Origin of the sequence: Nevskia soli DSM 19509 (genome assembly GCF_000711955.1) — a bacterium.
Classification (GTDB): Bacteria; Pseudomonadota; Gammaproteobacteria; order Nevskiales; family Nevskiaceae; genus Nevskia; species Nevskia soli.
The window spans coordinates 174,079-185,750 of the sequence record NZ_JONR01000011.1; the positions used below are offsets into that span (position 1 = coordinate 174,079).

An 11,672-nucleotide genomic window follows, 5' to 3' on the forward strand; every position below is an offset into this window, starting at 1 on the left:
ACCCCCGGTCTACAACCGCTCTACGTTTTCTAGCCCCGGAAGATGGCTTCCGCCATCCGGTCCGCGATCTCGCCCGTCGGCCGCTTCTCCTTGGCCGAGTGCTTGAAGATCTGCCCCAGGGTGTGGCCGATGCGCTCCAGGTGCGTATGCACTGTGGCCTCGTCGTAGTTCGGGCCTTCGTAGAAGATGTCGATGATGCCGCCGGCGTTGATGACGTAGTCCGGCGCATAGAGAATGCCGCGCTCGAGCAGGGCGTGGTCGTGCTTGGGCTTGGCCAGCTGGTTGTTGGCGGCGCCGGCGACGATCTTCGCCTTGATGTCCGGTATGGTCTTGTCGTTGAGGATGGCGCCGAGGGCGCAGGGGGAGTAGACGTCCACGTCGAGGCTGTGCACCGCGTCCATCGGCACCGCCTGGGCGCCCAGCTCCTTGACGCAGCGCTCCACCGCCGGCTGGTGCAGGTCGGTGACCCACAGCTTGGCGCCGGCATCGCTGAGGTGGCGCGCCAGGCGGCCGCCGACGTTGCCCACGCCCTGGATCGCCACCTTCAGACCCTTGAGGTCATCGCGGCCCAGCTTGGCCTTGACCGCGGCCTGGATGCCGATGAAGGTGCCCAGGGCGGTGGCGGGGGAAGGATCGCCGGTGCGGCCGGCGGCGACGGACTTCTCGTCGGCCAGGCCGCCCACGTACTCGGTTTCACCGGCCATCAGGCGCATGTCGGCGACGCTGGTGCCGGAATCCTCGGCCACGATGTACTGGCCGCCGAGGCTTTCCACGAAGCGGCCCATGGCCTGGATCAGCGCCGGGGTCTTGTCGTGGCGCGGGTCGCCGATGATGACGCTCTTGCCGCCGCCCTGCGGCAGGCCGGCCAGGGCCGCCTTGTAGGTCATGCCGCGCGACAGGCGCAGGACGTCGGTCAGAGCTTCGCTGTCGGAGGCGTAGGGCCACATGCGGCAGCCACCCAGACCCTTGCCGAGGCGGGTGTTGTGCACGGCAATGATGGCCTTGAGGCCGCTGGCGCGGTCGTAGCGGAACGCGACCTGCTCGTGGGCGTCGAACTCGGGATGGGAGAAGACGGACATCGGAAATTCCTTGAATTGGGTTGAATGCCGCCACAGTGCGGCGATTTTTGCTTATTGTACCGCTGCCTACCCGGATACCACCCCAAAGATGAGCATTCACGCCGTCCTGCACCACGAGACGATCTACCGCTATGACCGGCGCGTCACCCTGTCGCCGCAGATCATCCGCCTGCGCCCGGCCCCGCATGCCCGCACCCCGGTGCTGTCCTATTCGCTCAAGATCGAGCCGAAGGACCACTTCATCAACTGGCAGCAGGACGCCTTCAGCAACTGGCTGGCGCGGGTGGTTTTTCCGGAGAAAGTCACCGAATTCAAGGTGGTGGTGGACCTGGTCGCCGACATGTCGATCTGGAATCCCTTCGACTTCTTCATCGAGGGCGAGGCCGAGCAGTTCCCCTTCAGCTATACCGATGAGGCGAAGGAAGAGCTGAAACCCTATCTGCGCGCGGCCCCCGCCGGCCCGCTGCTGAAGGAATACCTGGCCAGCATCCCGCTGGAGAAGGTGCGCACCATCGACTTCCTGGTGGGGCTGAACCAGCGCCTGCAGAAGGACATCAGCTACCTGATCCGCATGGAACCGGGCGTGCAGACCCCGGAAGTGACGCTGGGCAATGGCTCCGGCTCCTGCCGCGACTCCGGCTGGCTGCTGGTGCAGATCCTGCGCCACCTGGGCCTGGCGGCGCGTTTCGTCTCCGGCTACCTGATCCAGCTCACCCCGGACGTGAAGTCGCTCGACGGCCCCTCCGGCACCGACCACGACTTCACCGACCTGCACGCCTGGTGCGAGGTCTACCTGCCCGGCGGCGGCTGGGTCGGCCTGGATCCCACCTCCGGCCTGCTCGCCGGCGAGGGCCACATCCCGGTCTGCGCCACGCCGGAACCCTCCAGCGCCGCGCCGATCAGCGGCGCGGTGGACGAGGCCGAAGTCGAATTCGGCCACGAGATGTACGTCAAGCGGCTGTACGAGTCGCCGCGCGTCACCAAGCCCTATACCGAAGACCAGTGGGCGGCCATCGACAAGCTCGGCCACCAGGTGGACGGCAAGCTCAAGGCCGGCGACGTGCGCCTGACCATGGGCGGCGAGCCGACCTTCATCTCCATCGACGACATGCAGGGCGCGGAGTGGAACACCGCCGCCGTCGGCCCCACCAAGCAGGCCCTGGCCGACAAGCTGATCCGCCGCCTCGCCGGCCGCTTCGCGCCGGACGGCCTGCTCACCTACGGCCAGGGCAAGTGGTACCCGGGCGAATCCCTGCCGCGCTGGGCCTACGGCTGCTACTTCCGCGGCGACGGCAAGCCGATCGTGCACAGCGACCTCGCCAGCGGCAGCACCAAGGCCGACATCCGCTCGGCCCGGGCCCTGATCCGCGGCATCGCCGAGCGCCTGGAAGTGGCGCCGGGCAATGCCCTGCCGGCCTACGAGGACGCCTTCTACTACCTGCATCGCGAGCGCCAGCTGCCGGACAATGTGCTGCCGGAAGACAACAAACTGAAGGACCCGGAGGAGCGCGCCCGCGTCGCCAAGGTGTTCGAACGCGGGCTGGACACGCCGCGCGGCTACGCCCTGCCGGTGCAGCGCTGGCAGTCGCGCGCCTGGATCTCCGAGCGCTGGTCGTTCCGCCAGGGGCGGCTGTTCCTGATCCCGGGCGACTCGCCCATCGGCTTCCGCCTGCCGCTGGATGCCCTGCCCTGGCTGCCGCCGCTGGCCTATCCGCACGTCATCCCCTACGACCCCTTCACCCAGCGCGACCCGCTGCCGGAGCAGCCGGATGGCCGCCGCCAGCCCTTCCTGCAATCGCCCGGCACGCGCAAGGCGGAGCTGGACAAGGAATCCGAGCGCCAGCGCGCCCGGCGCGTGCAGAAGCTCACCGCCGAACGCGACCAGCCCACGCCGACGCGGCGCGGCGCCTACCTGGAAGGCGGCAACGTGCGCACCGCGATTTCGGTGGAACCGCGCGACGGTTACCTCTGCGTCTTCATGCCGCCGGCCGCCAACATCGAGGACTACCTCGACCTGCTGGCGGCGGTGGAGGACAGCGCGGTGGAGCTGGACGTGCCGCTGCGCATCGAGGGCTACTCGCCGCCGGCCGACTCGCGCCTCAATGTGCTCAAGGTGACGCCGGACCCCGGCGTGATCGAGGTCAACATCCACCCGGCGCACAGCTGGGACGAGCTGCGGCAGACCACCGAGGTGGTCTACGAGGAAGCGCGCCTGACGCGTCTGGGCACCGAGAAATTCCTGGTCGATGGCCGCGCCGTCGGCACCGGTGGCGGCAACCACTTCGTGCTCGGCGGCGCCACCCCGGCGGACTCGCCCTTCCTGCGCCGGCCGGACCTGCTCGGCAGCCTGATCCGCTACTGGCAGAACCACCCGGCGCTGAGCTACCTGTTCTCCGGCCTGTTCATCGGCAGCACCTCGCAGCACCCGCGCGTGGACGAGGCGCAGACCTCCTCGCTCTACGAGATCGAGCTGGCCCTGTCGCAACTGCCCAAGCCCGGCCACAGCGTGCCGCTGTGGATGATCGACCGCACCCTGCGCAACCTGCTGGTGGACCTGAGCGGCAACACCCACCGCACCGAGATCTCCATCGACAAGCTGTATTCACCGGACGGCCCCACCGGCCGCCTCGGCCTGGTCGAGTTCCGCGCCTTCGAGATGCCGCCGCATCCGCAGATGAGCCTCACCCAGCAGCTATTGCTGCGCTCGCTGGTGGCCTGGTTCTGGGAGAAGCCCTACACCCGTCCGCTGGTGCGCTGGGGCACGGAGCTGCACGACCGCTTCATGCTGCCGCACCACGTGTGGAACGACCTGCGCGAAATCCTCGCCGACCTGCGCGGCGCCGGCTTCGCCTTCCAGGACGAATGGTTCGCCGCGCATCACGAGTTCCGCTTCCCGCGCCACGGCAGCGTGCGCTACCAGAACGTGGAACTGGAACTGCGCCACGCCTTGGAGCCCTGGCCGGTGCTGGGCGAGGAAACCGCCGTGGGCGGCACCACCCGCTATGTCGACTCCTCGCTGGAGCGCCTGCAGGTGCGCGTCACCGGACTCACCGAGGGCCGCCACTTCGTCACCGTGGCCGGCCGCCGCATCCCGCTGACGCCGACCGGCGTCCACGGCGAAATGGTCGGCGGCGTCCGCTACCGCGCCTGGCACCCGGCCTCCGCCCTGCATCCGGGCATCGGCGTGCACACCCCCCTGGTGTTCGACCTCTACGACGCCTGGAACCGCCGCGCCGTGGCCGGCTGCACCTACCACGTCGCCCACCCCGCCGGCCGCAACTACGAGACCTTCCCGGTCAACGCCTACGAGGCCGAAGCGCGGCGCCTGTCGCGGTTCGAGCCCTTCGGGCATACGGCGACCAACTACTGGCCGCCGGATGAACCGAAGAATCCGGAGTATCCGCATACCCTGGATCTGAGAAGGCCGATCTCGATGTAGGTTCGTTCTTCCATGCGTGCCATGCGTGCCAAGGTTTGTTGTTGGCACGCATGCGGCGAGCGAATAACGAATAAGGCATTTTCAGGGTGTCCAAGAAGTACGAGGACGTCCGAAGAAGGTTTTTACGGTCGGGTTTCAGGATTTGACCGCCCGCATTCGTGCATCGAGGTCAATAGAACTGGATCCCCGCCTGCGCGGGGATGACGAAGAGGGCTGAGGAACGCCCAAGAGCGACACTCCGGGTTTTGACGTTGCTTTGCGCTTTTGCGGTTGCTTTTGATTTGGCCTTTGACGTCCCCCCCCCGTTGCCTGCGCCGAGCATCACAGCCCGCGGCGACATGGGCTCGCGCCTGTTTGGCGCGAGGCGAGGCAGGATGCCGAAGCGTTTTTGTACAGGCCAGGGATGGCCTGTACAAAAACCCCGCCGCGGGCGAGAAGCGCAGGGGACCCATCAATCACCAAAGGTGATTGATGGGCGCAGGCTCCGGGGCGGCGCTTCTTTGGTTACTTTCTTGTCGCTGGAGACAAGAAAGTAACCCGCCTTCAAGGCGGAACCGCAATTTCAATCTGCGACTTAAACGCCTCGCGCGCTAGCGCGTACACCGAGATTTCAGAGCGAGCGATAGGACCTCGGTTGGGCATCCAAGTTGAGTTCATCCGGCACCCAAGTTCATCGAAGTCTGGATTCCGGCTTTCGCCGGAATGACGATGAGGGCGGGGTTAGCGGGCCGCCGCAACATTCAGCCCCCATTCAGGCACTCACGCAGACGCTATATCATTGCGCCAGCCCTGCGCGGTCATGGAGTGCGTTCATGAAACGTTTACTGGTTCCCGCCCTGCTGATCCTCGCCGCCCTCGGCGGCTGCGCCACCCCGGAAAACCGCATCAAGGACAATCCGGGGGTCTATTCCAACCTGACCCCGGCGCAGCAGGAGTTGGTGAAGAAGGGCGAGATCGCCCTGGACATGCCGGAGGCCGCCGTGGAGCTGGCGCTGGGCAAGCCCGACCGCATCACCGAGCACACCGATGCCGGCGGCCAACAGCATATCTGGCATTACACCCAGGTGCAGAACTACGGCACGATGGCGGCGTATCCCTCGCCCTTTTTCTACCCCTATCCGCGCTTCTACGACCCCTTCTTCTTCCCGGGCACGTACTACGGCCCGACCGCAATACAGACCGAAACCGACCGCATCCGCGTGATCTTCAAGGACGGCAAGGTCACGGCGATCGAGCGGGAGTTGTAGCGGCAAGGCGTTCACCGACGCGGGGTAATCGGAGCTACCGCACCAAGCCCCGCAGCGCCCCGATCCCAGTTGCCACAGCGTTTTTTGCCGTACCCGAACGCTTTAGGCGACAATCCGGCCCTCGAATTTCCCACCCAGCCGGAATTGCCCCATGTCCCAGGATCCCATCGTCATCGCCTCCGTCGCCCGCACGCCCATGGGCGGCATGCTCGGTGTGTTCTCCTCCCTGTCCGCCAACCAGCTCGGCAGCGTGGCGATCAAGGCCGCGGTGGAGCGGGCCGGCCTCAAGGCCGAGGACATCGACGAGGTGATCATGGGCAACGTGCTGATGGCCGGCCAGGGCCAGGCCCCGGCGCGGCAGGCGGCGCTCGGCGCCGGGCTGGCGCTGTCCACGGCCTGCACCACCATCAACAAGATGTGCGGCAGCGGCCTCAAGGCCATCATGTTCGCCCACGACCAGCTCAAGGCCGGCACCAACAAGGTGATGCTGGCCGGCGGCATGGAGAGCATGACCAACGCGCCCTACCTGCTGCTCAAGGGCCGCGGCGGCTACCGCTACGGCCACGGCGAGCTGCTCGATCACATGGCGCTGGACGGCCTGGAAGACGCCTACGAGAAGCGCACGCCGATGGGCGTCTACGCCGAGCGCACGGTGGAGAAGTACGGCTTCACCCGCGCCCAGCAGGACGAGTTCGCCATCACCTCGCTCAAGCGCGCGCAGGAAGCCGGTGCCAGCGGCGGCTTCGCCTTCGAGATCGCCCCGGTGGAAGTGGCCGGCAAGGGCGGCACCGAAAGCATCGGCGTCGACGAGCAGCCCGCCAAGGGCAAGCCGGAAAAGATCCCGACGCTGAAGCCCGCCTTCAACAAGAACGGCACCGTCACCGCCGCCACCTCCGCCTCCATCTCCGACGGCGCCGCCGCGGTGGTGCTGATGGCGCAGTCCGAGGCGGAGAAGCGCGGCATCAAGCCGCTGGCCCGCATCGTCGGCCACAGCCAGCACTCGCGCCTGCCGGGCGAGTTCACCATCGCCCCGGTCCACGCCATCGCCAAGCTGCTGGAAAAGCTCGACTGGAAGGCCGCCGACGTCGACCTGTGGGAAATCAACGAAGCCTTCGCCGTGGTCACCATGGCCGCGATGAAGGAACACAACCTGCCCCACGACAAGGTCAACATCCACGGCGGCGCCTGCGCCCTGGGCCACCCCATCGGCGCCTCCGGCGCCCGCCTCGTCACCACCCTGGTCGGCGCCCTGCGCAAGACCGGCGGCAAGCGCGGCATCGCCAGCCTGTGCATCGGCGGCGGCGAAGCGGTGGCCCTCGCCATCGAGATGATCTGAGGGTAAACCCCGCCCGGCTTTTGCTTGTTTGAACAGTCCAGACATGGATGTCTGGCAGCTTGGACAAGGACGTCGATACCGACAGGCGCGGGTGAGGGGCGCAATTAATCGAGCTTGCGCCCCTCACCCCTGCCCCTCTCCCGATGGGAGAGGGGTTCGACATGCGTATCCGGAGGTCAAGGATGACCTGCAGCAAGCGCAGTTTTCGCGTTTCCCTGAGATGCGCGTCGCGTTTCAGAGTGACGCAAACCGCTAAAGTGTCACAGTGTCTAAGTCCATGCCCCCGCTGAACCGCGCCGCAGCGCGCACGCCCGTGCCGCTGGCGCGCTGGCTGGGCACGCTCGCCGGGCGCAACAGCAACGAAATCCTGCTCGGCGGCACCGGCCACCTCCAGCTCAGCGCCGCGGAAGAGGGCAACGTGGTGACGCAGCTGCGCCAGGGCGTGTTGCCGCGCCTGTTCCCCGATGGCGAGTTCGCCCAGGTGTGCCTGCTCACCGGCCTCGCCCCCGGTTCGGACCTGCTGTTCGCACGGGTGCTGAGCGGCTGGCTGCTGGAGAAGGACATCCCGTTCCGCATGATCGGCCTGCTGCCGGTGCCGCCGGATACCCTGCTGGAGGACTGGCTCGACAACCTGCGCGAGGCCGGCGAAGACATCTCGCCGGCACAGCGCCAGTTGCGCCGGCAACAGATCGAAACCACCCTGGCTTCGTGCGAGACCATCGTCGACCTGCTGCCGCCCGGCAGCGGCGCCGCCGAGTTGCGCGACCAGGCCTTCCGCGAGCAGCAGTACCGCCGCCTCGCCGCCTGCCTGGCGCAGCGCTCCGACATCCTCGTCGCCATCCTGCGCGAGCAGAACCTGCTGCGCCCCGGCGGCACCGCCGAGGTGGTGGACTGGCGCCGCAACCCGCACCACATACCCGATGAATTCTGCACCGATCCCCCGCCCATGCCGGACGGCGGGGGGCACCGTTTGATCGTGATCGATCCTGCGGTGGCGTACACTCCTCCGGCGCACGATCCCTGAAGCATCCGGGCATCGCGGGGAAGGGGAAGCAGCCATGGGCCACAACGACAACACCGCCGAGCTGTTCACGGCCCGCGCCAAGGAGGCGCAGCGCGCCGGCAATTACCTGTTGTGCTACGACCTGGTGGACCAGGCGCAGCAGCTCGGCGTGCAGACCCGCCCGCTGCAATACCTGTCCCTGCTGGCCCTGGCCAACGCCGGCAGCACCGAGTTCGCCTGGCGCCGCTACCGCGAGCTGGGCCTGCGCGAGGAAGAGATCGACGAGGACTGGCTGGCCCTGCAAGGCCGCCTGCTCAAGGACCTGGCCCTGGCCGGCGGCAGCCGCGAGGACTTCCAGGCCTCGGCCCAGGCCTATCTCAGCGCCTTCCGCCAGACCGGCGGTTATTTCACCGCCATCAACGCCGCCACCATGTTCCTGCTGGCCGGCGAGACCGAAACCTCGCACCAGCTGGCGCGCGAGGTGCTGACCCTGGCCGCCGGTACCATTCCCGCCGACGACACCGACCACTACTACCTGCGCGCCAGCGAGGCCGAGGCGGCGCTGCTGCTGGGCGACGGCGCGCGCGCGCGGCAGAGCCTGCGCGCCGCCGACGCGCTGGCCCAGGGCAATGTCAGCGCGCGCAGCCGCACCCGCCAGCAGCTGCGTCTGATCTGCCGGCACCTGCGCGTCGAGGATCAGTTCTCGTCACTGCTGCGCCTGCCGCTGCTGTTCTACATCGACCGCGTCGCCGCCGAGATCCCGGTGGTGTTCGGCGCCGACCGCACCGCGCCGGCGGTGAGCGGCCTCGACGTTGCGCAATGCGAGGGCGCGCGCGTCTACGCCGCCCTGCTGCAACCGTCCGACCTGTGCGCGGCGGAATATTTCCTGGGGCGCGGCGCGCGCCTGTCGCTGGTGCTGCCCACCGCGCGCAAGCCTCTGATCGAGCGCTGGCAGCGCAGCTTCGGCCCCGGCTGGGCCATGCGCCTGGCACGCTGCCTGGAACAGGCCACCGAAGTCATCGCCAGCCAGGGCTTCCTCGAGGAAGAGCAGGACTGGGCCGGCAGCCACGTCGCCGCCATGGCGCAGGGCCTGGCCCGGCTCGCCGCGCAGCGCCTCGGCAACCAGTGCCGCCGCGTCGAGCTGGCGCCCGCGACCAACCCGCCCGGCTACTGGTTGCGGGTGGACGCGGATTGCGGCAGCGCGGCGCAGTTGCCTGCGCCCTGCCCGGCGGTGCAGCGGCAGGACGTGAAGCGCCGCTTCGTCGGCCTGATCTTCGCCGACATCGCCGGCTTCCGCCGCCTGCAGGACGAGGAGATGCCGCGCTTCTGGTCGCGCATCATGGGCGGCGTGGCGCAGATCCTCGGCCGCCATGGCGACAAGGTGCTGTTCCGCCACACCTGGGGCGACGCCATCAACGTCGTCACCGAGGATGCCGCCACCGCCGCCGAGATCGCGGTGGCGATCCAGGGCTGCATCGAGGACGTGCGGCGCAGCGAGAGCGGCATGCTGCACGAGATCGAACTGCGCCTGGCAGTGCACTTCGCCCCCGCCTTCGCCGGCCACGACCCGGTGGAGAACGTAGACAACTACTACGGCTCGCAGCTCTCCTTCACCGCCCGCATCGAGCCGGTCACCCCGCCCGGCATGATCTTCGTCACCGAGGCCTTCGCCGCCCGGCTGGCGCTGGAATCGCCGGAAGGCTTCGCCGCCGAATACGCCGGCGAAGTGGAGCTGGCCAAGCGCTTCGGCAAATACCGCCTGTTCAGCCTGCATTCGATGGAGCGGCGCAGGAATGTGCGCTTGCAGCTGGCCGGCGGAAAAGAAGCGGGAATCGTCGGCGGCCGTTGAGCCGCCATTCGCCATCCGCAACACAGCGGAAGACGGGTTTATGATGGGCAGGCCCACACCCAGCTGAGACCGTCATGGCCCTAGGCATCGCAGTACTCACCGTTTCCGATTCCCGCACCCTGGAAGACGACAAGTCCGGCAAGCTGCTGGTCGAGCGCATCGTCGCCGGCGGCCACAAGCTCGCCCACCGCGCCATCGTCACCGACGACCGCTTCCACATCCGCGCCCAGCTCAGCAACTGGCTGATCACCGAGGGCATCGACGCCATCATCCTCACCGGCGGCACCGGCCTCACCGGCCGCGACCTCGCGCCCGAGGCGGTGGAACCCCTGCTCGACCGCGTCATCGACGGCTTCGGCGAACTGTTCCGCTGGCTCTCCTACGAAGACATCGGCCCCTCCACCATCCAGTCCCGCGCCTTCGCCGGCAGCGCCAACGGCCGCCTGGTGTTCTGCCTCCCCGGCTCCCGCGGCGCCTGCGAACTGGCCTGGGACAAGATCATCGCGCCGCAGCTGGATACCAATACGCGGCCGTGCAATCTGGCCGAACTGCTGCCGCGCCTGCGCGAGCCATCGGACCGGCCGGCGGGGCCGCACAAGTCGCGGCGGGATTAGCCGAACTGCAGTCAGGCCTTCGGATCGAGCGTTTCGGACAAGACGCAAGCGCTATCCGGGATGAATGAAGGGACGCGGGACAAGCGGTGACACTGTGGGTAAAACAACATACAAGGGGAACATACGTGAATAGATGCACAAGGTTGCTGGCTCTGGTTTTGATCATCGCAAACACCTCCGCCTGCACCATCCGGCACGTGGTCGAAGAGGACTATCCTCAATACCTGACCAACAACAGCGGATCCGCAAAGCTGCCGAAGACCGATAGGGCCGGAGCCTATATTCTGGCGCCGGACACGCAACATCAAAGCTATGAGTTCCGGGCCGCCGTTACGGGAGAAGCCAATCTATGGGTTGTGGAGTACGGGAAAATGCTCGACGACACCCTGATGTCCGCCGATGTGCAAGCAGCATTCGGTTCCCTGCAAAAAGCATCCGACACTTCCCCGAAAGCCGATGGCTTGCTGATTTTCGATCTGCAGTCGTACACCTTCCGGGATTTCGGCGCTCATGTTTCCCTGAAGATATCCCTGATGCGTGGCGGCCAGGAAGTTTTCTCGAAGGTCTATACCCAGGATGGAAAATCCCAGGGCGGCAAGATGTTCTGGGGTGGAGCATTTGCTCAGAAGAACGCCGTGCAGCAATCCACCAAGCTGGCAACGGACGAGATCCTGCGGCAACTGATCGCGGACCTGAATACGCAGGCAAAATAAATCCCTGGATGCCGACAGGAAGCGGTCAGCAAGCATAGCCCGGATGGAGTGAAACGAAATCCGGGGCCTCGCTATCCCGGATTCCACTACGTTTCATCCGATGGGTATGGACTCCTCCCCCTTCTAAGTAACGGCATCTAAGTGCCAAGCTGGAATTGCTGAGGTTCCGGCTAACGAAGAGAGAGGAGTCCGACATGGAGATTACCGTTTTCTCGGTGGATTTGGCCAAGAACAAGTTCCAAGTGCACGGCTTTGATGCCCGAGGCGAAAAGCGGTTCGGCAAGACGCTCAAACGGGACCAGTTCCTGGTCTTTTTCCGCGGCCAGACGCGAGGCGCCCAGGTCTTGATGGAGGCTTGCGGCGGCGCCCACCATTGGGGCCGGCAGCTGATC

Annotated in this window: 8 protein-coding genes and 1 pseudogene; 8 read left to right on the forward strand and 1 reads right to left on the reverse strand. The window is 66.9% G+C overall.

Features of this window, described 5'->3' with window-relative positions; translation table 11 throughout:
- Positions 1 to 29 precede the first annotated feature (29 nt).
- Positions 30 to 1,079 (reverse strand): Glu/Leu/Phe/Val dehydrogenase dimerization domain-containing protein, encoded by a 1,050-nt coding sequence (locus tag BP26_RS0108100; protein WP_029920074.1) that lies wholly within the window; start codon positions 1,077 to 1,079, stop codon positions 30 to 32.
- Positions 1,080 to 1,167: 88 nt separating this feature from the next.
- On the opposite strand from BP26_RS0108100, the gene BP26_RS0108105 reads away from it, so the two are divergent.
- The 8 genes and pseudogenes from BP26_RS0108105 to BP26_RS0108140 form a co-directional block, all read left to right on the forward strand.
- Positions 1,168 to 4,518, forward strand: coding sequence for a transglutaminase family protein (locus BP26_RS0108105; RefSeq protein WP_029920075.1), 3,351 nt, complete (start codon positions 1,168 to 1,170; stop codon positions 4,516 to 4,518).
- A gap of 812 nt (positions 4,519 to 5,330) precedes the next feature.
- On the forward strand, positions 5,331 to 5,765 hold the full coding sequence (locus tag BP26_RS0108110) for a hypothetical protein (protein WP_029920076.1): 435 nt from the start codon (positions 5,331 to 5,333) through the stop codon (positions 5,763 to 5,765).
- Between the two features lie 151 nt (positions 5,766 to 5,916).
- The gene (locus tag BP26_RS0108115; RefSeq protein WP_029920077.1) at positions 5,917 to 7,101 is read left to right on the forward strand and encodes an acetyl-CoA C-acyltransferase; all 1,185 of its coding nucleotides are present in this window, start codon (positions 5,917 to 5,919) and stop codon (positions 7,099 to 7,101) included.
- Positions 7,102 to 7,378: 277 nt separating this feature from the next.
- Positions 7,379 to 8,125, forward strand: a complete 747-nt coding sequence (locus BP26_RS0108120; protein WP_029920078.1) for a hypothetical protein — start codon at positions 7,379 to 7,381, stop codon at positions 8,123 to 8,125.
- A 34-nt stretch (positions 8,126 to 8,159) separates the two neighbouring features.
- Positions 8,160 to 9,953: a tetratricopeptide repeat-containing protein gene (locus BP26_RS0108125; RefSeq protein ID WP_029920079.1), complete on the forward strand. Its 1,794-nt coding sequence runs from the start codon at positions 8,160 to 8,162 to the stop codon at positions 9,951 to 9,953.
- A gap of 74 nt (positions 9,954 to 10,027) precedes the next feature.
- Positions 10,028 to 10,567 (forward strand): molybdenum cofactor biosynthesis protein B, encoded by a 540-nt coding sequence (moaB, locus tag BP26_RS0108130; RefSeq protein ID WP_036516292.1) that lies wholly within the window; start codon positions 10,028 to 10,030, stop codon positions 10,565 to 10,567.
- A gap of 143 nt (positions 10,568 to 10,710) precedes the next feature.
- Positions 10,711 to 11,280 (forward strand): hypothetical protein, encoded by a 570-nt coding sequence (locus BP26_RS0108135; protein ID WP_029920081.1) that lies wholly within the window; start codon positions 10,711 to 10,713, stop codon positions 11,278 to 11,280.
- A gap of 194 nt (positions 11,281 to 11,474) precedes the next feature.
- Positions 11,475 to 11,672: pseudogene (locus BP26_RS0108140) on the forward strand (IS110 family transposase); the annotation flags it as partial.

Excerpts from the sequence above, each read along its gene's own strand:
- BP26_RS0108100 (WP_029920074.1), bottom strand. The coding sequence starts at position 1,079 with ATGTCCGTCTTCTCCCATCCCGAGTTCGACGCCCACGAGCAGGTCGCG.
- BP26_RS0108105 (WP_029920075.1), top strand. The coding sequence starts at position 1,168 with ATGAGCATTCACGCCGTCCTGCACCACGAGACGATCTACCGCTATGAC.
- BP26_RS0108110 (WP_029920076.1), top strand. The coding sequence starts at position 5,331 with ATGAAACGTTTACTGGTTCCCGCCCTGCTGATCCTCGCCGCCCTCGGC.
- BP26_RS0108115 (WP_029920077.1), top strand. The coding sequence starts at position 5,917 with ATGTCCCAGGATCCCATCGTCATCGCCTCCGTCGCCCGCACGCCCATG.
- BP26_RS0108120 (WP_029920078.1), top strand. The coding sequence starts at position 7,379 with ATGCCCCCGCTGAACCGCGCCGCAGCGCGCACGCCCGTGCCGCTGGCG.
- BP26_RS0108125 (WP_029920079.1), top strand. The coding sequence starts at position 8,160 with ATGGGCCACAACGACAACACCGCCGAGCTGTTCACGGCCCGCGCCAAG.
- moaB (WP_036516292.1), top strand. The coding sequence starts at position 10,028 with ATGGCCCTAGGCATCGCAGTACTCACCGTTTCCGATTCCCGCACCCTG.